Below are 22,679 nucleotides of genomic sequence, written 5' to 3' on the forward strand. Positions count from 1 at the left end.
GGTGCGCCGGCTGTGGCTGCGGGTGCGGCGGTGGATGGGTCCTCTTCGCGGTGGGCCGACCGGCCCCCCCGCGGTGACCGTGGAGCAAACGACATTCCAGGTGACACGCTCCCGGCCGTGTCTGGAAAAACGCGGGGTTACGCGTTTGAGAGGGAATGGAGTCAGCTTTTTCTGACCGGGTGACGCTCCTCGTCACTCCTCGGCGCTCTCCCCATCAGGCCCGCGCGACGCATACATTCCCGGGTCCGATGTTCTCGTCCAAACCTCCGTGTTCACCGGTCTGGCGTGTGCTGCCGTGCGTGTTGCCGCTGCTCGTGCTGGCCGCCGGGTGTGACCGCGAGAGCCGCGAGAGCCCTCCCCCGGCCGCGACCGCCGGCACCTGGCGCTTCTACCGGGAGCTCCCCCTCGACGAGGTGGGAGGAAACGTGCCGGCCATGCACGTGGACCCGGGAGGAGGGCTCTGGGTGGCGGTGTCTGGAGACTCGACCACCGCCGGGCGCTCGCGCCTCTACCACCGCCCACCGGGTGGCTCCTGGCGCGTGGCCTACGAGGGCCCCTTCGCCACCGAGCTGTCGCTGTCCTCGCGTCGCGCGGGTGAGGTGTACTTCGGCTTCAATCACCCCCTGAATGGCTTCGCGCCCAACCTGCTGCGGGTGACGGCCGAGGGCAGCGAGCCCATGCCCACGCCTCGTGAGCGGCTGGATGACAGCGAGTACCTCCAGGTGGGCAGCTATACCTTGCTACCGGATGGAGACGGCTGGGCCTGTGGCCAGCACGCCCGGATGTGGCGCTGGAGGGACGGGGCATGGGTGCACCAGCCGTCCTTCGCCGAGTGGACACCAGGGGCCGGGGCCAACACCTACTACTGCGGCCAGGTGCGCTTCGACGCTCGGGGCCGGGGATGGGTGGTGGAGTACGCCGGAGGAAGGCTCTGGCGATGGACGGGCGAGCGGTGGGAGCTCCTGCCGCCGCTGGACGGCAACAAGGCGCTCTATTTCTACGCCAGCGGACTGGGAAGCCGTGAGGGCCGCCTCTACCGCTTCGAAGACAACCACTGGCATTCCATCGAAGGTCCCTTCGTCCTGGGCAACATCGTGATGGACGAGGACGGCCGGTGGGGCGCGAGCAGGGGCACCGTCTTCCGCATCGAGCGCGAGCGATGGGTACCGGTGGCCAGCGGACTGCGCTTCGAGCCACGCGCCATCGCCGAGTCCGATGGCGACGTCTGGGTCCTGGCTCACGATGGCATCTACCGCTCCACGGCCCGGCAGGTGCCCACCTTCGCGGAGACGCCTCCCGGCACACTCCCCAAGGGCCTGCTGCACATCGAGGCCGCGGACTTCGACGGGGATGGAGACGAGGACCTGCTCGCGCTCACCCCCGAGGGCGGCGAGGGCACGGGAAACGCCTCGATGGTGGGCTTCCGCAACAACGGCGCCGGCCAATTCGTCCCGCTCGAGAGCGAGCTGCCCCGGCCGATCCAGCTCTGGAACGGACGCTTCGTCCTGGGGGACATCGACGGAGACGGAGACCTGGATCTGGCGGCGGCCACCCAGGCGGGCACGGTCGAGGTGTGGCGCTTCTCCGCCGGGCGCTTCGAGCGCACCTGGGCGATTCCCATGACCAACGCCAGCGTGGCGCTCGTGGACATGGAGGGGGATGGAGACCTGGACCTGCACGTCGTCCAGGAGCGGCACTCCTTCTACATCAATGATGGGGCGGGCCAGTTCACCCTCGGGCCCGAGGCTCCCACTCCAACCAGGACGGAACAGGTGCTGTGGGATGACGCCGACGGGGACGGAGATGCCGATGGCTTCGCCCTGCGCTGGCGCGATCCGCCCCTGCTGCTGCGCCAGGACGAGCCGGGACACTTCCAGGTGCTCCCCCTGCCCCTCGTCGCCGAGGGAGGAGCGTGGACGGACCTCGACCGGGACGGAAGACCCGAGGCGTCCGCCCAACGCCTGCACAACCCCGAGCGAGCCTTTCCCTTCGTCACCTGCCCGCCCACGGCCAGCGGTGGCTGCGAGCCCTGGCCGCACCCCGCGGCCCCCGCGGGGCTGGTGGTGGACCTCAACCTCGACGGCCATCCCGACGTCATCCAGGCGGAGCTTCGTCTGGGAGCCCGGATGACGCAGGGCGGCGAGGTGTACCTCGGAGGCGAGCAGGGCTTCGAGCGCATCACCGACATCACCGGCCCGCTGTCCCAGCCCGCGGTGTTCGACGCCAATGGGGACGGAGCACCCGATGTGTACACACCGGAACGGGGCCTGCTGCTGGCCACGGCGAATGCCGGCCGCGCGGTGCGGGTGGACGTGAGCACCAGCCGCAGTGACAGGCGCGCCGAGGGGGCCTGGGTGCTGTTGCGCCCGGAGTCGGGCGGTCCACCGGTGGCCACGGCCCGCGCCCACGGCGGAAAGGCACGGGTGGGACTCCCGGATCCCACGGCGCGCTACACCCTGGAGGTGCGCTTCCCCACGGGAGAGCGACGCACCCTCACGGGAGTCGGGGCGGGCAGCACCGTGCGCGTGCAGAACGTGGAGGGGCCCGCATATGAGGGACGTCTCGCCGCGCTGTGGATGGCCAACTCGATGCGCCTGGCCAACGTGGCTCGCGAGGGCCTGGCCCTGCTCCTCGGATTCCTCGCGCTGGGGTGGTTGGGGAGACGGCTCCTGCCCGGGCAGCACCGGGTGATGCTTCCTGCGTTCGCCACCAGCTTCCTCCTGCTGCTCGGGCCACTGGTGCGCTGGGATCCTCCCGGCGTCCTCCTGCTCGGGCCCTGCGCGATGGTGCCAGCACTGGGCACGGGACTCCTCCAGACCTGGAACCAGCGGCGCCGCGCACGCCGGTATGCCGGACCCTACGTCCTGCTGGAGCGGCTGGGGTCGGGCGCCGCGGCCACCGTCTGGCGAGCCCGGGGGCCTCACGGCGAAGCAGCCCTCAAGCTGTTCGACGCCGAGGCCATGAGCTACCCCGAGGTGCGCGACCGCTTCTTCCGCGAGGCACGTGCCGGCATGCAGATGGCCCACCCGAACCTGGTGCACATCCTGGAGGCAGGCACCCTCGAGGACGGCCGGGGTTTCCTCGCCATGCAGCTCGTGGACGGCCCTTCCCTGCGCTCGCACCTCGGAGCGCGTGGCACGCTCACGGCGGACGAGGTGCGCACCCTCGCGCGCGATGTGGCCTCCGCGCTCGCCGCCCTGCACGGCGCGGGCGTGGTGCACCGTGACGTGAAACCCGAGAACATCCTCCTCGGCTCGCGGGGGGCGGTGCTCACGGACCTCGGACTGGTGCGCAGCATCGTCTTCAAGACCGTCACCCGCCATGGGGCCGCGGTGGGGACGCTCGCGTACATGAGCCCCGAGCAGTGCGTGGGCCGGCCGGTGGATGGACGCAGTGACCTGTGGAGCCTCGGCGTGGTGCTCTACGAGCTGCTGTCCGGCCACAGGCCCTTCCTCGGCACACACGAGCTGGAGCTCGTCTACCGCATCCACAACACGACGCCCGCTCCCCTGCCCTCCAGCGTGCCCGAGGATCTGCGCACCCTCATCGGCCGCTGCCTGTCACGAGACATGGAGGAGCGCATCCAGCGCGCCGAGGAGCTGCTCGAGGCGCTGAACCGGAAGGAGGCGGCATGAGTGCCCCACCCCTCGTCGAGCAGGTGCGTGAAGCGCTGCGGGCCTTCGTGGAGCTCGAGTCCCTCACCAGCGCGGAAGCGGTGGACCGGGAGCGCCTGCGGGCCTGGGCCCTCAAGCACTTCGGAGCCCTGGTGCGAATCGAACAGGAGGCCTCGCGGCTGGCCGCGGCCCCACCGCCCCGGCCTCCACCACCGCCGGAGGAGTCGAGGAGCCCGGTGCTGCGCTCGCTGGAGCGCGTGTCGGCCGCGCCGCTGGGCACCTCGCTGGAGGTGGCGCTGGGCGCGCTGATGGAGCTCACCGGAGCGCGGCGGGGCTTCGTGGGCCTGCGCGGCAGAGGCGGAGCGCTGCGCTTCGCGGCCCACCAGGGCTTCACGGAGCTGCACCCCAGCGGTCCGGAAGGGCAGCTGTCCCGCACCATCCTCGACGCCGCCCTCGAGACGGGCAGTCCCCTGCTGCTCGAGGACGCCCGGGCCGATGCCCGCTTCGCCGAGGCCCCCAGCGTGATGGCGCTCGCCCTGCGCGCGGTGCTGGTGGTGCCGCTGGCGGGCCGCGCCGGACCTTTCGGAGTGCTGTACCTGGATCACCCGAGCACCGCGGGAGCCTTCGGCCCGGACGCCCGCGAGCGCGCCGAGGCCTTCGCGAGAGCCCTGGGCCCCCTGCTGGAGCGCGACGTAGCGCTCGCCCGTGCGCGAGAGAAGCGACGGGAACGCGGCGCGCGACTGCGTACGGGCCGCAAGCTCGAGGCGCTGGTGGGCGAGAGCGACGCGATGCTGGAGTTGCTGGAGCTGCTGGTGAAAGTGGCCCCCACCCACTCGCCCGTGCTCATCCTGGGCGAGACGGGAACGGGCAAGGAGCTGGTGGCGCGGGCACTGCATGAGCACTCGCGCCGGGCCTCCGGTCCCTTCGTGGCCATCAACTGCGGAGCCATCTCGCCGGGGCTGGTGGAGAGCGAGCTGTTCGGTCACGAGCGGGGAGCCTTCACCGGGGCCGAGCGGGCGCGACCCGGCAGCTTCGAGGCCGCGGACGGAGGCACCTTCTTCCTCGATGAAGTGGGCGAGCTGCCATTGCCCGTCCAGGTGAAGCTCCTGCGCCTGCTCGAGGGAGGCACCTTCATGCGGGTGGGCTCCACCGAGTCGCGCCGTGCCGACGTGCGACTCGTGGCCGCGACGCACAGGGATCTCCACGCCGAGGTACGTGCCGGGCGCTTCCGCGAGGATCTCCTCTTCCGCCTGGACGTGGTGAGGCTGGAGGTGCCACCGCTGCGAGAGCGCGAGGAGGACATCGGGCTCATCGCCGAGGCACTCATCCCCCACCTGGTCGCCGAGCAGGGCCTGCCCGTGCGAAGGCTGCACCCGGCCGCACTGGCCGCGCTGGAGTCCTGGTCCTGGCCGGGCAACGTGCGCGAGCTGCGCAACGTGCTCGAGCGCGCGGTGGTGCTGAGCGACTCGGAGCGCATTGGACTGGACGCGCTGCCTCCGGAGCTCGCCGGAACCCTGCGTCCGGCCTCCGCGCCCCGGGGCATCAAGGAGGCGGTCCGCGTCTATCGCCAGCGGCTGGTCCAACAGGCGCTCGACACCAGCGGCAGCCATGCCGAGGCGGCCCGCCGGCTGGGCGTCAACCCCAAGTACCTCTACAAGCTCATCAAGGACATCGAGTCCGAGGCCGCCGAGGACGAGGGTTGAATCCCCTCGAAAGAAGAGGCCCCGGGCGTGGCGGAGCATCCACCACCAGCCCGGGGCCCCGGCTCCAACAAACAGCGACTACTTGCCGCCGATGCTGAACAGCTCGGCGGAGGACTGGTTGGTGTTGCTGACGCCGGCGGTGGCCAGCACGCGGCCATCCTCGAGCAGCGTGGCCGTCTGACCGTAGCGATCCACGTTCAGGCTGCCCGCGGGGCACCAGGTCCCGGTCGCCGGGTCATACAGCTCGGCGGCCTTCAGGATGCCGGTGGCCTCGTGGTAACCGGCGGCCGCCAGCACGCGGCCGTTGGGCAGCAACGTGGCCGTGTGGTAGCGGCGCGGCGTGCCCATGCTGCCGGTGGCCTTCCAGGTGCCCGTGGCCGGGTCATACAGCTCCGCCGAGGAGCTGCTGGCGATATCCCAGCTCCCACCGCCCGCGACCAGCACCTTGCCATTGGGCAGCAGCGTGGCCGTGTGGAAGCGGCGCGGCGTGCCCAGACCGCCCACCGACGTCCAGGTGTTGCCCGCCGGGTCATACAGCTCCGCCGTGCTCAGGGTGTAGCTGGCGTCATCACTGCCACCCGCGACCAGCACCTTGCCGTTGGGCAGCAGCGTGGCCGTGTGGTCACGGCGGGCCGAGCCCATGTTGCCGATGAGCGAGAAGGTGCCCGTGGCCGGGTCGTACAGCTCCACCGAGGACAGCGCGACGCCAGAGGTGTCCTCGCCGCCCGTGATGAGCACCTTGCCGTTGGGCAGCAGCGTGGCCGCGTGGTGCGTGCGGAACACCACGAGGCTGCCAGTGGCCCTCCAGCTGCCCAGGGACGGGTAGTACAGCTCGGCGGTGGCGAGCGTGATGGGGCACTGCCCACCGCCCGTGATGAGCACTCGCCCGTCGGGCAACAGCGTCATCGTGTGGTAGCGGTGCGAGGCCAGCGTGTCACCGGTGCGAGTCCAGGTGCCCGTGGAGGCGTCATACAGCTCGGAAGTGGTGTTGAAGCCGCCGGCCACCAGCACGCGGCCGTCCTGCAGCAGCGCGGCCGTGTGCAGCATGCGAGGCAGCGCCAGGCTGCCGGTGTTCTCCCAGGTGCCCTTCACGCGGCAGACAGGAGCGCGGACGCCCGGAGCGTTGGAGCGGAAGTTGTTGAGCCCCGGAGTGAGCCAGTTGGTCGCCGGGTGCGCGGGGATGGTGCCGTCGTCGTTGACGTTGGTGATGGAGTAGGCGTGCTGGTTCCAGATGCCACGCGTGCCCACCCACTCGCCGGTGCTGTCGCCGAACACGCGGATGCCGTTGAAGCCCGGGGCCGAGTGGTTGTTCTCCACCACGATGATCTCCGCGCTGCCATCGGCGTCCACGTCCACGACGAGCGGCATCTCGTGCGTGGTGCCCGAGCTGTGACGGGTCTGCCAGAGCACCGCGCCCGAGACCCCATCGAGCACGCGCAGCCAGAGCTCGTCGGCGTAGATGACCTCGGGCCTGCCATCGCCCTCGAAGTCGAAGGTGGTGGAGGTCGTCTTGCCGGAGCTGTACTCCTGGATGGAGGTGGTCCACTTCACGGAGCCGTCGGCGGCGTAGACGGTGTAGTTCCAATCACCGGCGAGGCCGATCTCCAGCTGCCCATCGCCATCGAAGTCCGCGATGTTCGGCGGACCCCCATGGCCCCGCTGCGTGGGGAAGGGCTGCCCGGGGTCGGTGTAGTGGACGTCGCGGGTCCACAGCAGCTGGCAGTTGTCGTCGAGCAGGCTCACCTTGCCATAGCCCGCCACGACGATCTCGCCGGCCGCATCCTCATCGAAGTTGGCCACGCCCGCGAAGCCCTGGGGAATCTCCGTGTTGGCGCACTTGAGAGTGCCATCAGCTTTGTAGACGGAGCGGCCGTTGATGACCTCGAGCGTGCCGTCCTGGTCGATGTCCGCCGCGAACGAGATGGGGCCGGTGTACTGGGCCCCACCCATGCCATCCGAGCCCACCCACTTCAGCGCGCCGGTGTTGCTGTAGACGCGGTTGCCGTCGAGGATCTCCACCGTCCCGTCGCCCTCCAGGTCCGCCAGCGAGGGGCCACCCCACTCGTTGTAGTCATACGCGGCCGGAGCCGAGCGGAACTTGAAGGTGCCGTCGTTCTCGAAGCAGATGATGCCGCGGCCGTTCTCGGGGATGCCGCAGATCTCCACCTTGCCATCGCCATCGATGTCACCGGCGGCGATGCTGGCCGCGGGCTTCACCCGGTACGCTGGGTCCGCCACGGCCCACAGCTCGTGCCCATCCTTGCCGCTGACGGCCCGCAGCACGCCATTGCTGTTGCCGTCACCACCGTTGTTGTAGGTCTCGTTGTAGAAGTCGCCGTCGAAGGTGCTGAAGACGATGTCCGGGATGCGGTCCCCGTTCACGTCCACCACCACCGGCGTCATCATCACCTGCTTGTACGTCGGCAACACCGAGCTGCCCGTCCACGCCCACTTCAGCTCCGCCTTGAGACTGGTGCTCGCGGTGGGCGTCACCACCTGCTCGGACGTCTCGCGGATGGGCTCCTCGGCTCGCGGCGCCTGTGCTGCCGGCTCCTCGTTGCGCACGTCGCCGGACGTCTCGCGGATGGGCGCCGCGGCTCGCGGCGCCTGTGCTGCCGGATCCTCGGTGCGCACCTCACTGCAGGCCGCGAGCGCCAGCAGCGCCAGCGACACTCCCGTGCGACTCGAGCTCCAGCCCTTCACTCTCGTCTTCATGCGTGGTCCTCTCTCTTCGCCGGCCGCTCCTCGCCCCCCTCCGGACAGGCAGCCGGCCAATCCCATTAAAAAACGAGATGTATGCCTTTCCAAGCCAAAATATGGAAACAGCGCAAAAACACCGTGACGCCACACGGCACCAGACGCGGAGCGGAATCCGTGGGGCCGCGTGTGAGCCGCTTCACAGCGATGCACGACCGAGCGCCGTATAAGCCATGAGGTACGGCTGAATGTGTGTGCTGTTGTCATTCATGTCGCTCGCGCGGGGGTCGTCATGGAGAGCCAGGCATCAACGTGGAGTGCGGTGTCGTACGACTGGAAACACGATTGTGAGATGAGGTTGGTCCATGTCGGACCCCAGGACACGGCTCGCGGGTCTCTCTTGAACGGGACGCTGGAGGCCATCCGCTCGCTGGGTGGCGAGGACGTGGCGAGGCATTGCCGCGAGGCCAGCGGGCAGGAGCGGTTCGTGGACGTCTTCAGCTACTCCATCAGCATGCAGCTGCGGATGGTCTCCACGGCGATGCCGCTGCTGCTGACGCGGTGCGGCAGCTCCGAGCAGGTGCTGCGGCATTTCGGCCGGCACGCGGGCATGGACTTCCTGGCGTCGCCGGCGGGCAAGATGATGCTGACGCTGGCGCGGAAGGATCCGAAGCGGCTGATGAACAGCCTGCCGGCGGCCTACAAATCGTGGGTGAACTACGGAACGCAGTCGGTCGAGTGGACGGGACCGACGAGTGGCCGGCTCCTCCTCAAGCGCGAGTTCATGCCTCACGCGTTCCACTCGGGGCTGGTGGAACTGCTGCTCGAGATGGCGGGCGCGAACCGGGTGAGGGTGAACGGCCGGCAGACGGGGCGGCTCGACAGCCAGTGCGAGTTCTCCTGGGCGTGAGGCCGTGAAGGCGGAGCGCGTCCGGATGAACCGTGACAGACTCGAGGGATGAGTCTCATCACGCTGTCCATCCCCCTCTTCTTCCTGCTGATGGGAGTCGAGTGGCTGTGTGGGCGCCTCCAGGGCCGGCGCGTGTTCCGAGGCCCGGATGTCTTCGCGAACCTCGCACTGGGGGCGGCACAGACGGTCTTCGGCACGGTGGCCGTGGGGCTGCTCGCTGGCGCCTATGTGACCCTCTACCAGTACCGGCTGCTCGACATCTCCACCTCCTCGGCGCTGGCCTGGGTGGTGCTGATGCTCGGCGTCGACTTCTGTTACTACTGGTTCCACCGCGCCTCGCACCGCATGAACCTGACGTGGGCGGCACACGCGCCGCACCATCAGAGCGAGGACTACAACCTGGCCGTGGCGCTCCGGCAGGGGCCGGTGCAACCGCTCTTCTCGCGCGTCTTCTACCTGCCGCTCGCCTTCCTGGGCTTTCCGCCGGCCATGTTCGCCACGGCGGCGGCGCTCAACACGCTCTACCAGTTCTGGGTGCACACCGAGCTGATCGGCAGGCTCGGGCCTCTCGAGTGGGTGCTCGTCACGCCCTCGCACCACCGCGTGCACCATGCATGCAACGGCCGCTACCTGGACAAGAACCACGGCGGCATCCTGATCATCTGGGATCGACTGTTCGGCACGTTCGAACCCGAGGCGGAACGAGTCACCTACGGCACGGTCAAGCCGGTGCGCACGTTCAACCCGCTCTCGGCGGCGCTGGCTCCCTTTCGTGAGCTCGCGGCCCTGTCGTGGAAGACCCCGCGGCTGTGGAACAAGCTCGAGCTCTGGTTCAGGCCCCCCGAGTGGTACCCGCCGGGAGTGGACGCGCCGACGGCGGAGGTCGCGCCGGAGCGCCCCAGGTTCGACGTGCGCACCTCGCGCCGGGTGGCACTCTACGTGGGCACGGTGGGCGTGCTGACGTTGCTCGTCACGGTGCTGTTCCTGGTCCGGAGCTCCTCGCTGTCCCAGCCCGTACGGCTCGCGTTCGGGGGCTGGTTCATCCTCTCGATGGGGGGATTGGGCGGAGTGCTGGAAGGTAAACGCTGGGCACCGCTGGTGGAGGCGGTGAGGCTCGCGGCGGCACCGCTCGTCATCGTGGCGCTCTAGATTGACGGCCTGACGGCCCCGTCCATGGAGGGCGGCGTGCACATCATGGCCAGGATAGGAGAGCCCACTGTGGCGTTGAGGACCTACTCAGGAAGCTGTCATTGCGGTGCCGTCCGCTTCCAGGCGGACATCGATCTCAGCGAGGGCACCAACAAGTGCAATTGCTCCCATTGCACCAAGGCACGCACATGGTTCACGTTCGTGAAGCCCGAGCGCTTGCGCCTGATCGCCGGAGCTGATGCGCATACTGACTACCGGTGGACGCCCCCGGGCCGGCCCGGCCCCCTCCTGCACCACCAATTCTGCAAAACGTGCGGCGTCCGCACCTTCGGGTGGGGGGAGCACGAATCCATGGGAGGCAAGTTCTACTTCGTCGCCGTTGCGTCGCTTGACGACGTCGATCCTGACGAGCTCGCGGCGGCACCGATCAAATACGCCGATGGCCGGCATGATCGTTTCGATCAGCCGCCGAAGGACACTCGCCTGCTGTAGGACTTGAAAAGACAACGGCCGAGGCCACCGGAGGAGCGGTGACCTCGGCCAACCTCTCCCCGCCCCACGCGGAGAGAGGGCGCATCCATGAAGCTCAGGTGTGGTGGTGCAGGCTCTCCACCAGGTACGGATCGTGGCGGGGAATCAGCGGCACGGAGTCCATCGTCCGCGTGACCGTGAGTACGAACAGCGCCCCCAGACCCAGCAGTCCCGCCACGTCCCACACGCCGATGCCGGTGTACTCGGGCATGTTGGCCGGGGCGATCATCAGGTGCAGGTCCAGCCACCGGCCCGTCAGCATGATGCCGGCGACGAAGCACAGGTACGACGGGTTGCGCTTGGCCGGCTTCGGCAGCAGCAGCACGAAGGGCAGCGCCCAGTTGAGCACGACGTTGATGAAGAACGGCGCCCTCCAGCCGTGGTGCATCCGGTGGATGAAGTAGACGGTCTCCTCCGGGATGTTGGCGTACCAGATGAGCAGGAATTGCGAGAACCACAGGTAGGCCCACAGCGTGGCGAAGCCAAACATCAGCTTGCCCAGGTCGTGCAGATGGCTGGTGTTGAGCTCCTTCATCCGCCCCGAGCGCTGCATCACGATGACGGCCACGGTGATCGCGGCCACGCTCGACTCCAACATGCCCGCGATGTTGTAGAGCCCATAGATGGTGCTGAACCAGTGCGGCTCCAGGCTCATCAGCCAGTCGAAGCTGGCCAGGCAGAACGACAGCGCGAACAGCACCAGGAAGAGCGCGGAGGTGGCCACGTTGCGCCGCGTGGGCTCGGCCGAAGTCTCCGCGTCCTGGGCGAGCGAGTTCTTCCGCAACCGCCAGGTGAAGAAGATCCAGAGGCCCAGCATCAGCGCCATGCGGATGGCGAAGCCCGGAGCATTGAGGAAGGCGGCCTTCTGGTGCAGCAGGTGGTCCGCCTCCATCACCCCGGGACGGGCCCACAGATACAGCGAGGGCAGACCCGCGAGCACCAGGAGCAGGAACACCGAGCCCACCGGCACGTAGGAGGCGAAGGCCTCTGGGATGCGCTTGAAGACGGTGTACCAGCCCGCGTTGGCCACCGCGTTGAGCGCGAGGAACACCGCGCCGCCCAGCGCAAGTGTGAGGAAGAAGAAGCCGTTGGTCAGCAGACTGGAGAAGCCCCGGGTGGGCGCCAGGACCAGGCCCGAGCCCAACCCGAGCAGGCCGAGCGCCGCCACGGCCAGACTGGCTCGACGGAGTTGGGGACCAACGACGATTCCCGAGGAGCTCATGGCGTACCCTTTTGCGCGGTCCGCGCCGGAGACTGCAGCGACCGGATGTAGTGGACGATCTTCCAGCGGTCCTCCTGGGCCACCTGCGAGCCGTGGGCCGGCATCAGCCCCTGCCCGTGGGTGATGATGTGGAAGAGTTGGCCGTCGGCGAGGCCCTGGGCGTGCTCGGCCAGCAGGGAGGGAGGCCGGGGGAAGCGCGCGGCCACCAGCCCATCCCCGAGCCCGCCCGAGCCATGGCAGTGCGAGCAATAACGATTGAAGGCCACCTTCCCTCGCGCCAGCACCGGCTCGGAGGCCTCGAAGGGGTTCTTCAAATCCACGGCGGCGCGGGAGGCTTCCTGGGGACCCGGGCCGTAGTGCAGCGGCGAGTACCCCCGGGGGATGCTGCCCTGAGCAGGCGCCATCAGCGTCTTGCCGTCGCGCGTGTTGGGATTGGGCGCGAAGCTGTCGTACGGCACGGAACCGTACATGTCCGGCGCGTACTCAAGGTTGGGCTGGGACACGTCCCGCTCGCAGCCCAGCTGCGGGGCCGCGACGAGCACGCCGGTCACGACGAGGAGCCTTTTCACGACGCCACCTCCATCTGCTCCACCTCCAGCGCGCCGTGGCGCTGGAGCAACTCCTTCACCGTCGCATCCGACTCGTCCGCGCGCAGGGCCAGCACGAAGCGGTCATCCGTCGCTCGGGGTAGCGCCTCCCGCTTGCTGCCAGGGAAGCTCTTCGAGCGCACCAGGAAGGCCGCCACGGTGAAGAGGCCCGCGAACAGCACGGTGAGCTCGAAGGCCACGGGGATGAAGGCTGGAAAGGAATTGAAGGGCTTGCCGCCCACGTTGAGCGGCCAGCTCACCACGGATGTGTAGTACTCGAGCGACAGGGCCGACGTGGCACCCAGGAGCCCCGCCGCGAAGCACACCCAGGTGAGGCGCGAGGACTTCAACCCCATGGCCTCGTCCATGCCGTGGATCGCATACGGGGTGTAGACGTCGTGCACCGCGTACCCGGCCTCGCGGGCGGCCCGCGTGGCATCGAGGACGTGCTCCTCGCTGTCGAAATAGCTGAGCAGGACGGACTGGCTCATACGGGCATGTCCTTTCGCACCGCCACGGGCGCCAGGGCCGGAGCGGGCATGGGCACCGGCTCCCCGGCCGGGTGCTCGTGCGAAGTCTCGGAGCCGTGGGCCGGGTGATGGCCATGCGCCGGAGCGTGACTTCCGCGGGCAAAGGCCGCCACGCTCTTCACCTCGCCAATGGAGATGATGGGCAGCACCCGGGTGAACAGCAGGAACAGCGTGAAGAAGAGGCCGAAGGTGCCCACGAAGGTTCCCACCTCGACCACCGTGGGCGTGTACATGGACCAGCTCGAGGGCAGGAAGTCCCGGTGCAGCGACGTCACGATGATGACGAAGCGCTCGAACCACATGCCCACGTTGATGACCAGTGACAGCACGAAGATGGCCGCTGGCGACGTGCGCACCTTCTTGAACCAGAACAGGTGCGGCGACACCACGTTGCACGTCACCATCGTCCAGTACGCCCAGGCGTACGGGCCGAAAGCGCGGTTCATGAACGTGAACTTCTCGTACGGGTTGCCCGAGTACCAGGCGATGAAGAACTCCGTCCCGTAGGCCAGCGACACGATGCCACCCGTGACGATGATGACCTTCGTCATGTTCTCCAGGTGGCGCAGGGTGATCAGGTGCTGGAAGCCCAACACCTCGCGGGTGATGATCATCAGCGTCAGCACCATGGCGAAGCCGCTGAACACCGCGCCCGCGACGAAGTAGGGCGGGAAGATGGTGGTGTGCCAGCCAGGGATGACCGAGGTGGCGAAGTCGAACGACACGATGGTGTGCACGCTGAGCACCAGCGGCGTCGCCAGGCCCGCGAGCAACAGGTACACCGTCTCGTAACGGTGCCAGGTGCGCGAGGAGCCGTTCCACCCGAACGACAGCGCCTTGAAGATGGACTTCTTCAGGCCCTTCGCCCTGTCACGCACGGTGGCCAGATCGGGAATGAGGCCGAAGTACCAGAACACCGCCGAGATCGTGAAGTACGTGCTGATGGCGAACACGTCCCACAAGAGCGGCGAGCGGAAGTTCACCCACAGGGTGCCCCGGCTGTTGGGGTACGGCAGCACCCAGAAGGCGTTCCACGGCCGGCCCATGTGGATGACCGGGAAGATCGCCGCGCACATGACGGCGAAGAGTGTCATCGCCTCGGCGGCGCGGTTGATGCTCGTGCGCCACTTCTGCCGGAAGAGGAAGAGGATGGCCGAGATGAGCGTGCCGGCGTGGCCAATGCCCACCCAGAACACGAAGTTGGTGATGTCGAAGGCCCAGCCAATCGTCTTGTTGAGGCCCCACACGCCAATACCGGTGGCGACCTCGTAGGAGACCATCCCCACGCCCACCGCGAGCGTGGCCACCGCCAGGGCAAAGGCCACCCACCATTTGCCGGAGGGCTTGCGCTCCATGGGAGCGCAGATCTCCTCGGTGAGCTGGCCGAGGGTGCGCTCCTCACTGACGAGCGGCACCCGCAGGGGAGAAGTGTGCTGGTTGCTCATTCCACGCTCCCGTTTCCAGTGTTGCGAATCTTCGCGAGGTACGTCACGGCCGGTCCGATGTTCAGGTCTTCCAGCAGCCGGTAGGCGCGCCCGCTCCGGGCCAGCTTCGCCACGTCGCTGTTCGGGTCGTTCACGTCGCCGAAGTGGATGGCCTGGGCCGGGCAGCTCTGCTGGCAGGCGGTGCGAATGTCACCGTCACGCAGCTCGCGACCCTCGCGCTTCGCCACGGCCTTGCCCTCCTGGATGCGCTGCACGCACAGGGAGCACTTCTCCATCACGCCTCGCGTGCGCACCACCACGTCCGGGTTGAGCACCATGCGCTTGAGCGGCTCGGTGTGCTTGTAGTCGAACCAGTTGAAGCGGCGGACCTTCGTGGGGCAGTTGTTCGCGCAGTACCGCGTGCCCACGCAGCGGTTGTAGACCTGTTGGTTGAGGCCCTCGCTCGAGTGCACCGTGGCGAGCACCGGGCACACCGTCTCGCACGGGGCGTTCTCGCAGTGCTGGCACATCATCGGCTGGTGCACCACCCGGGGCGCGTCCGGCTCGCCCTCGTAGTAGCGGTCGATGCGCATCCAGTGCATCTCCCGCTGCCGGCGCGCCTCGTCCTCCCCCACGATGGGGATGTTGTTCTCCGCCTGGCAGGACACCACGCACGCCGAACAGCCCGTGCATGCGCTGAGGTCCACCGCCAACGCCCACCGGTGGCCCTTGTACTCGTGGCCGGACCAGATGGAGAGCGGGTGGCCACCGCCGTGTCCGCCCTCCTCTTCGTTGCCCGCGCGCGGGTTGGCGAGGAACGCCGCCAGCTCCGCCTCGCGCACGAGCGCGCGGCCCTCCATCGACGCGTGTGTCTGGGATAGGGCGAGCGGCTTGCGCCCGGGCGTCACCTGCAACCGCGCCCCGAGCGCGGAACGGCGCACCCTTCCGTTGGTAAAAGAGGCCAGGCCGAAGGCGTTCTCCCCCACTTCGTTCCCGAGATTCCCCACCTTCGTCCGGCCGTAACCCATCGCGAGGCCGAGCGCCCGCGGGTGCGTGCCCGGCTGTACCAGCGCCGGCACCGCGAGCGTCTTCCCTCCCGCGAGCACCTCCACCACCTGCCCGTCGCTGATGCCCAGCTTCGAGGCCGTGGAAGGCGCCACACAGAGGTAGTTGCCCCAGGTGGCCTTGGAGATCGGATCCGGCATCTCGTGCAGCCAGCCGTTGTTGGCCAGCGCGCCGTCTCTCAGGCCCACCTTTTGATACAAAACCAGTTCGAGCTCACCCGCCGCCGCGGCCGTGCCCGCCAGCACCGCCGCCACGCTCTCGGGGCGAAATGCGGGTGCCTCGGTGGCCGCCGGCTGCGGCAACACCACCACCACGCCCTGGCGCACCGCCTCGTCCCAGAAGGACTGGAAGCCCGTGGCCACGTTCGCTCGAGGGAAGACCTCGGCCTCCCAACGGGCGCGCAGGAAGTCGTAGTGCGACGACAGCTCCACCCCGGCCCACTTCAGCAGGGACTCCACCGCGCCGCGCGTGTCGTGCAGCGGGGACACCACAGGCTGACGCAGGCTCAGCACCCCGCGCCGGGGCTCGGCATCGCCCCAGGACTCCAGCGGGGTGTGGTCCGGCGCGTGGAAGCGCACCAGCGAGGCTGTCTCGTCGAGCCGATCGCTCGTGGCCACCGTCACCGCCACGTCCTTCAGCAGGCCCGCCAGCGCCTCGCCCTTCGGGTGTGCGTAGACCGGGTTGACGCCATGGAAGATGACGGCACCCACCTGCTTCGCCTCCATCTCGGTGAGCAGCTCGCCGACAGTCATCGCCCCCGCGTCCAGGGCAAGTCCTCCGGAGACGGAAACGGTGGTGCCCGCGTTGCCGAGCAGCTCGTTGGCCACGTTGGCCAGCACCTGCGCGGCCGGGTCGTCACCCCCACACACCACCAGGGCCTTCTCCTTCGCCGCCCACAGCTCACCCGCCAGCGTGTCCAGCACCTCGGCGGGCACCCGCGCCAGGGGCACCCCCACGAGTCCGTCCACGGCTCGGCCGGCCTTCTCCGCCAACCGATTCACCAGCCCCGCCAGCGCCGGCACCATGTCCGAGGGCGCCACTGGCACGCGCTTGTCGGCGCTCGCGCCCGTCAGGGACATCAGGGGCTCGAGCTGCCAGTGCCGCGCCATCTCCCGCTTGCCCGCCGCATCGCGGGCCGCGGTGTACTGGCGGGTAAAGGCCACCGGCGACACCCACGTGCCCAGGAAGTCCGCGCCGAAGCTGGCAATGACCTTCGCCTGGTCGAAGCGGTAGTCCGGCACCACGCGAGCGCCATGCGTGAGCCGATGCGCCTCGGCAATGGCCTCCAGCTCACCGGTGGCGTCGAAGCGCACCGTCCGCGCCGAGGGAAAGGCTGCCAGGAAGCGCGCCACGGCGGCCTCGGCGGTGGGCCCCAGCACCCACGGGAGGACGAGCCGGAGGGCCTTCCCCTCTCCCGCCACCTTCCGCAGTCCCTCGGACACCGCCTTGTCCAGGTCCGCCCACGAGGCCCGGGTACCACCGGCGGACGGCCAGCGGGAGCGACTGGCGTCATACAGAGACAGCACGGACGCCTGGCCCACGGCGCACACGCCGCCACGGGACACCGGGTGCTCCTCGTTGCCCTCCACCTTGATGGGGCGGCCGTCGCGCGTCTTCAGCAGCACGCCGCAGTTCGCGCTGCACGCGCCGCAGGTGGATGCGTACCAGAGCGCCAGGCCCGGGGTGAGCTCGTCCGGCTTCACCAGGAAGGGCACCGCCTTCTGCACCGGGGCGCGCTGACAGGCCACCATGGCCGCCGCGGCGCTCAGGCCCATCACCTTGAAGAAGTCACGGCGCGAACTCTGATCCGGCGCCTGGGCCGCCACTCCGACGGGGAGCTCCTCGGCGAACTCATCGCGGGAGCGCTCGAGCAGGGCCGGGTCTCCGGCTCGCGCGGCCAGGCTCTGCCAGTACTTGGGTGTCGTCTCGGACATGGTGCGCGTTCCTCAGCGGTGGCAGCCAGAGCAGTCGGTGGGAGGATTCAGGGTGCGAGGCGCCGGAGTGACGGGCGCGGTCGCCCTGGGCGTTCCCGATGCGGATGCCATCAGCACACCGGATGCCAACGGCGGCACGGGGGCCTGGGGTCGCGACTCCTGCGTCTGGCGGTGGCAGTCCAGACACCAACCCATGGTCATGGGCTCCACCTGCTCCAGCCGCACCATCTCCTGCACCGGGCCGTGGCACTTCTGGCACTCCAGCCCGGAGGTGACATGGCTCGCATGGTTGAAATACGCGTGGTCCGGCAACCGGTGCACCCTCACCCACTCGATGGGCTTGTTTGCCTTCACCGCCTCGGTGAGCTTCTGGATCTCCGGCGAGTCTGTCTTCACCTGGGTGTGGCAATTCATGCACACCCCCGCGTGGGGAATGCTCGCGTGACGGCTCTTCTCCGCGCCCACGTGGCAGTACTGGCAGTCGATCTCATAGTGGCCGGCGTGCACCGCGTGCGAGAACGCGATGGGCTGCTCGGGCATGTAGTTCTGGTTGTTGTTCACCGGCGTGGTGTCACAGCCGCCCATCGCGAGCGCGGCCAGCACACCGGAGAGCAGCGAGGCTCGGGTCGAGATGCTCATGGGGTGACAATCCCGCCTTGGCTGGCGGACTCCTCCCGGGAGGACACGAGGGTGGGCGTGGGCGCCGCCGAGGCCAGCCAGCGGGTGATGGGCCAGGCGAGCAGCAGCGCGAGCACGCCGAAGAGGTGCATGCGCACGGTGAGCGGCAGTTGGGCCACGAGTGTCGCGTCCGGCTGGAGCGTCACCAGCGAGCGCAGGTATGGCACCACCACGCTCACGTACCAGGCGGAGGCCCAGCGGTACGCCACGGCGATGTAGAGGCCGTTGAGCACTTCGGCCAGCAGCAGCACCTGGAAGGGCAGCCACGCGCGAGTGCCGGGCTCGCGGCTCGACAGCCGGCGGGAGATGCTCGCCGCCAGGCCCCAGGCCAGCATCATCCCGCCGATGAGCCCCACCGCCTCCAGGAAGAAGAGGCGCACGGGCGAGCGGATGAAGAGTTGCACCGCGTGCGGCAGGAGGAAACAGGCCGCATGCCAGAGCAGCATGATGAGGGCGCCCACCACCAGGGACACGGCGGCCGAGCCGGTGCCCTCGCGCGCCACCCAGCGCATCACCCAGGCGGAGACCCGCTCACGGTAGCGCAGCCAGGCTGGCACGCCCACGGCGAGGACCAGCACCACGTAGGGAAGGGAATCGTAGAGGAACGTGTCGCTCACGTGTTGCCTCGCTGTCTCAGTCCTTCGCGCGGCCTCGGCCGCCCAGGACGATGCCGATGAACCCCAGCGCGACGCCCAACCCCACGAAGCCCAGGTAGAAGAAGTCCCGGTCCTTGCGCGGCGGCGTGCCATCTCGCGAGACCTGCGCCAGGTACGCCTTGAGCGCGTACTGCTCCGCGTCCACCAGCGGCGCCTTCCCGTAGAGCTCCTTCATCAAGGGAAAGGCCATCTCCTTGAGCGCGGGCGTCATCTTCCGCTCGCCCAGCCGCGCGAAGGAGAAGGTCAGATCTCTCGCCAGCGTGCCGCCACCCACCACGCCGATGTCGCGCACGTTGTGGCAGCCGATGCAGGCCGGGCCGCCGTTGGCCAGCGCCACCCGTCCCTCGAAGAGTTGTCGGCCGAGCTCGATTTCCTCGGGCGAGGCGTCCGAGGCCAGTTTCGGCCCGGTGGCTCCCGGCTGACAGCTCCCCTTGTCGGCGCAATCCCGGAAGAAGGCGAACAGCCCCTTCCGCTCGTCGTCGGAGAGCTGCTGATCCGGCATCCGGACGCCGTTGAACTTCTTCAGGAGCCCGCTGACCACCGGGTCCCCGCTGTCGATCATCGCGCCCGGGCTCTTCAGGAACGTGGTGACCCAGGACTCCTCGCGGCGCGTCAGCACCCCCATCAGGTCCGGGCCCACCCGGTCGCCCTGCCCCACCGTGTGGCAGCTCGCGCAACGCTGGGAGAAGAGCTGCGCGCCCTCGGGCACCCCTTGCGCCGCCACAGGCAGCGAGACGAGCAACGCCAACATCGGCAGCGCGGCGACGGCCAGTGCTCGCATCCGGCGTCGGCCAGGGACGTGTGTACACATCGCGGCGTGCCCCTCCTCTTGGGTGCCCGGGCCCATCGCCCGGCTGGACGCGCCGCACTGCAACCACAAGGCCAGCGGCCGGGCGGGCTCCGCTTCGAGAGACGGAGTCCTCCTCGCGAAGTGTCAGGTGCGCAGCATTTGCGCCTCACGCACTCCAGGCACGCAGCATTTGCCGCGAGCCCCTGAACGGGGCCTCCGCGCGGCTTCTTGATTCAATCAGGCGGGAGCAACGGCCCGCCTGTCCGGCTCGAAGCGGATCGGCAGCCGGGCCGGGCCGAGCACGTGCAATGCCTTGCGCGGCGCCCATGGCTCGCTGCTCGCGAGCTCGAGGCCTTTCACCCGCTCCAGGAGATCCGACAGGGCAATCCGCGCCTCCAGCCGCGAGAGCGCCGCCCCCAGGCAGAAGTGGATGCCGTGTCCGAAGGCGATGTGCGGGTTGGGATCGCGCGCGATGTCGAAGCGCTCGGCGTCGCGGAACTGTCTGGGATCCCGGTTCGCGGAGCCGATCATCGCGAGGATGAAGTTCCTGGCGGGAATGACCTGGCCGTGCATCGAGACGTCGCGCTTCGTCTCACGGAACATCACCTGTCCCGGCGAGCGGTAGCGCAGGACCTCCTCGATCGCCGAAGGCAGGAGGTCCGGCTGCGCCCGAAGCCGTGCGAGCTGCTCCGGGTTCTCGATGAAGCACAGGATCGCGTTGTTGATCAGGTTCGTCGTCGTCTCGGTGGCCGCCGACAGGAGGAGCTGGAAGAAGCCGAGGATCTCCTCCTGGGTCAGCCGCTCGCCGTCCACCTCGGCCTCGACGAGCCGGGTCAGCAGATCATCCCTGGGCGCCGCCCGCCGCTGTTCGATCAACCCCGAGAGGAAGGCGCGCATCTCCTCCTTCACCACGGCGTGCTCCCTCACCGCTCGGGCCGCCGCCTCGCCCCCCGAGATGCTGTAGCTGAGGTTCACGATCACCTCGCTCCAGCGATTGAACCGCGGCCGGTCCTCGACGGGGATGCCGATCATCCCCGCGATCACCATCGTGGGCAGGGGGCCCGCGTAGTCCGCGACCAGGTCCATCTCCCCGCGCTCGAGTGTGGGGGCCAGGAGCTCGCGCGACAGTTCGCGGATGCGCGGCTCGAGGCCCGCGATGGCCCGCGGGGTGAAGGCCCGCATGATGATGGCGCGCAGCTTCGTGTGGCGCGGCGGGTCCAGGAAGACGAGCCAGTCGGGGGCCTTGCCGGTCGGGGGCGTCACGCTGGAGCTGAACGTGTCGTGATCGGTCAGCGCCCGCTTCACGCCCTCGTAGTCGAAGAGCATCCACATCCCGGGCCCCGGCGCCTGGAACACGGGAGCGCTGCTCCGCATGTGCTCGTACACGGGATAGGGATTGCGGCGCGTCTCATCGGAGAGAAAGTCCATCACGGCTCACGGCCTCCATCGTTCGGAATCGCGGGGAGCGGTGCCCTGCTGGGGCAGACCACCACCGCGAACACCGCGTCAACGCGGCTCGAACCAGACGGAGACCGGAGTGTTGGATGTGCGCCACACCGAGCCGCCGCCGATGAACGTCAGCGGCTCCAGGCGTTCGGCCAGCGCGGGCTCAGCCGCCAGCGCCGGTCATGCCCACCACGCTGCGGCTGATGGCCAGGATGCCACCGATGATGAGCAGGAGCGCCCCGCCCACGCCGATGAGCGGCAGCAGGTAGCCGGGGTTCGGCCGCTTCCGGTTCACCACCAGCAGCACGTGGGCCACCACCGCCGCCAGCACCATCATCGTCAGGTGACCCCAGAGCGCCGGGTAGAAGGGCCAACCCGAGCCCAGCAGGACGATCCCCAGGAGCACCTGCGTATCGAGGAGACCGGCGAAGCTGGAGCCGATGATGCGGACCGACTTGTCCACGGGCCGCCTGGTGGCGAGCCCGAAGGCGAAGTACGCGACGGCGATCAGCCCCATCAGGAGCACGAGGTAGCGCAGCCCGGAGTGGGCGTAGAAGAGCATTCTCATGGCCGCGCTTCCTAACGCTCCCCAGGCCGGGAGGCGAGCGTTTACGTCGGATCCGGCTTCGGCGTGGTGCGCGTGCTCGGGGGCAGCTCGGGGGCCGCGAGCAGTTCCGGCCCGGGCAGCTCGCCCGTGAGGCTCTTGAGGAAGGCCACGATGTCGTCCACCTCGGCGTCGGTGAAGCTCGTGCCGAGCTGGTGCTTCGCCATGAGCCGCACCGCCGTGGGCAGTTCCTTCACGGAGCCGTCATGGAACCAGGGGCCCGTCTTCTCCACGTTGCGCAGTGTGGGCACGCGGAACTTGTGCAGATCCTCCTCGTTCTTCGTCACATCGAAGCGGCCCTTGTCCTCGGTGGGGTACTCCTCGATGAGGCCCAGCTTCTGGAAGGACGTGCCGCCCACCGCCGGACCGTTGTGGCAGGTGGTGCAGCCCGCGCCGGCGAAGAGCTCCAGCCCGCGCCGCTCCTGCTCGCTGAGGGCCGACTCGTCGCCCCCGAGGAACTTGTCGAAGCGCGCCGTCGTCATGAGCTTGCGCTCGAACGCGGCGATGGAGCGCGCGGCGTTCGTCACGCTCACGGGCTTCTTCTCGCGGGGGAAGGACGCCTTGAAGGCCTTCACGTACTGCGGGATGGAGTTGAGCGTAGTCAGGACGCGCTTGTCGTCCGGCATGGCCATCTCCACCGGGTTCATCATCGGGCCCGCGGCCTGCTCCTCGAGCGTGGCGGCGCGGCCGTCCCAGAACTGGGCGATGTGGCCCGCGGCGTGGAAGACGGTGGGCGCGTTGCGGGTGCCCTTCTGGCCCTTGTGCCCCTCGGAGGTGGGCTTGTGGTCCACGCCGAAGGTGGCCAGGTCATGGCAGCTGTTGCAGGAGATGTCGTGGTTCTTCGACAGGCGCTTCTCGAAGAAGAGCATGCGCCCGAGCGCGATCCGCGCCGGGGAATCCACCGGCGTCTCGACCGCCTTCGCGGCCGCGGACGGGCGGAAGAAGGAGACGAGCTTCTCGTAGCTCATCCGGGGCTTCGGCGGCTCCGCGGCGGGAGCAGGAGCGGGCGTGGGCGCGGGGGCCGGAGTGGCCACGGCGGCCGGCTTGGGCTCGGGCGGCGGAGACTCCTTGCTGCACGAGGAAGAGAAGGCGCCCAGGGACACCAGTCCCACGCCGAGCCACAACCGATTCCGCATCAT

At 69.0% G+C, this 22,679-nt stretch carries 17 protein-coding genes; 5 read left to right on the forward strand and 12 right to left on the reverse strand.

Annotation, left to right across the window (positions count from 1 at the left end; translation table 11 throughout):
- Positions 1–299: 299 nt before the first annotated feature.
- Both DAT35_RS43075 and DAT35_RS43080 read left to right on the forward strand, forming a co-directional pair.
- Positions 300–3,635, forward strand: coding sequence for a serine/threonine-protein kinase (locus DAT35_RS43075; protein ID WP_158502123.1), 3,336 nt, complete (start codon positions 300–302; stop codon positions 3,633–3,635).
- Complete coding sequence (locus tag DAT35_RS43080; protein WP_108075147.1) at positions 3,632–5,317, forward strand: sigma-54-dependent Fis family transcriptional regulator; 1,686 nt, start codon at positions 3,632–3,634, stop codon at positions 5,315–5,317. Before DAT35_RS43075 ends, DAT35_RS43080 begins: the two co-directional genes overlap by 4 nt.
- Before the next feature lie 78 nt (positions 5,318–5,395).
- On the opposite strand, the gene DAT35_RS61380 is transcribed toward DAT35_RS43080, so the two are convergent.
- A complete protein-coding gene (locus DAT35_RS61380) occupies positions 5,396–8,032 on the reverse strand; it encodes a kelch repeat-containing protein (RefSeq protein WP_233262048.1) in 2,637 nt (878 codons plus the stop codon).
- A gap of 334 nt (positions 8,033–8,366) precedes the next feature.
- Here DAT35_RS61380 and DAT35_RS43095 point away from each other — a divergent pair, with 334 nt between their 5' ends.
- Genes DAT35_RS43095 through DAT35_RS43105 form a run of 3 tightly spaced genes read left to right on the forward strand, consistent with a single transcriptional unit; the run spans position 8,367 to position 10,565 of the window.
- A complete protein-coding gene (locus tag DAT35_RS43095; RefSeq protein ID WP_158502124.1) occupies positions 8,367–8,924 on the forward strand; it encodes a TIGR02265 family protein in 558 nt (185 codons plus the stop codon).
- 48 nt (positions 8,925–8,972) lie between these two features.
- Entirely contained in the window at positions 8,973–10,073 is a 1,101-nt protein-coding gene (locus DAT35_RS43100; RefSeq protein WP_108075149.1) for a sterol desaturase family protein, read from the forward strand.
- Between the two features lie 45 nt (positions 10,074–10,118).
- Entirely contained in the window at positions 10,119–10,565 is a 447-nt protein-coding gene (locus tag DAT35_RS43105; protein WP_108075292.1) for a GFA family protein, read from the forward strand.
- Between the two features lie 94 nt (positions 10,566–10,659).
- Here the strand turns inward: DAT35_RS43105 and DAT35_RS43110 are convergent, their stop codons facing one another.
- The 11 genes from DAT35_RS43110 to DAT35_RS43160 form a co-directional block, all read right to left on the reverse strand.
- Entirely contained in the window at positions 10,660–11,826 is a 1,167-nt protein-coding gene (locus DAT35_RS43110) for a hypothetical protein (RefSeq protein WP_108075150.1), read from the reverse strand.
- The gene (locus DAT35_RS43115; RefSeq protein WP_233262049.1) at positions 11,823–12,395 is read right to left on the reverse strand and encodes a cytochrome c; all 573 of its coding nucleotides are present in this window, start codon (positions 12,393–12,395) and stop codon (positions 11,823–11,825) included. Before DAT35_RS43115 ends, DAT35_RS43110 begins: the two co-directional genes overlap by 4 nt.
- Positions 12,392–12,904 carry a DUF3341 domain-containing protein gene (locus DAT35_RS43120; RefSeq protein WP_108075151.1) on the reverse strand — a complete coding sequence of 171 codons (513 nt, stop codon included), beginning with the start codon at positions 12,902–12,904 and terminating at the stop codon, positions 12,392–12,394. Before DAT35_RS43120 ends, DAT35_RS43115 begins: the two co-directional genes overlap by 4 nt.
- Positions 12,901–14,388 carry an NrfD/PsrC family molybdoenzyme membrane anchor subunit gene (gene nrfD, locus DAT35_RS43125; RefSeq protein ID WP_108075152.1) on the reverse strand — a complete coding sequence of 496 codons (1,488 nt, stop codon included), beginning with the start codon at positions 14,386–14,388 and terminating at the stop codon, positions 12,901–12,903. The genes DAT35_RS43120 and nrfD overlap by 4 nt, the downstream gene beginning before the upstream one ends.
- Positions 14,385–17,366, reverse strand: coding sequence for a TAT-variant-translocated molybdopterin oxidoreductase (locus tag DAT35_RS43130; protein WP_108075153.1), 2,982 nt, complete (start codon positions 17,364–17,366; stop codon positions 14,385–14,387). The genes nrfD and DAT35_RS43130 overlap by 4 nt, the downstream gene beginning before the upstream one ends.
- A 12-nt stretch (positions 17,367–17,378) precedes the next feature.
- Complete coding sequence (locus DAT35_RS43135) at positions 17,379–18,005, reverse strand: cytochrome c3 family protein (RefSeq protein ID WP_108075154.1); 627 nt, start codon at positions 18,003–18,005, stop codon at positions 17,379–17,381.
- Positions 18,002–18,661, reverse strand: a complete 660-nt coding sequence (locus DAT35_RS43140) for a respiratory nitrate reductase subunit gamma (RefSeq protein WP_158502125.1) — start codon at positions 18,659–18,661, stop codon at positions 18,002–18,004. Before DAT35_RS43140 ends, DAT35_RS43135 begins: the two co-directional genes overlap by 4 nt.
- A gap of 16 nt (positions 18,662–18,677) precedes the next feature.
- Positions 18,678–19,511, reverse strand: a complete 834-nt coding sequence (locus tag DAT35_RS43145; RefSeq protein WP_199243169.1) for a c-type cytochrome — start codon at positions 19,509–19,511, stop codon at positions 18,678–18,680.
- 216 nt (positions 19,512–19,727) lie between these two features.
- The gene (locus DAT35_RS43150) at positions 19,728–20,918 is read right to left on the reverse strand and encodes a cytochrome P450 (RefSeq protein WP_108075156.1); all 1,191 of its coding nucleotides are present in this window, start codon (positions 20,916–20,918) and stop codon (positions 19,728–19,730) included.
- A 181-nt stretch (positions 20,919–21,099) separates the two neighbouring features.
- Positions 21,100–21,504, reverse strand: a complete 405-nt coding sequence (locus tag DAT35_RS43155) for a hypothetical protein (RefSeq protein ID WP_108075157.1) — start codon at positions 21,502–21,504, stop codon at positions 21,100–21,102.
- Between the two features lie 41 nt (positions 21,505–21,545).
- On the reverse strand, positions 21,546–22,679 hold the full coding sequence (locus DAT35_RS43160; protein WP_108075158.1) for a cytochrome-c peroxidase: 1,134 nt from the start codon (positions 22,677–22,679) through the stop codon (positions 21,546–21,548).

Origin of the sequence: Vitiosangium sp. GDMCC 1.1324, from assembly GCF_003044305.1 — a bacterium.
Classification (GTDB): Bacteria; Myxococcota; Myxococcia; order Myxococcales; family Myxococcaceae; genus Archangium.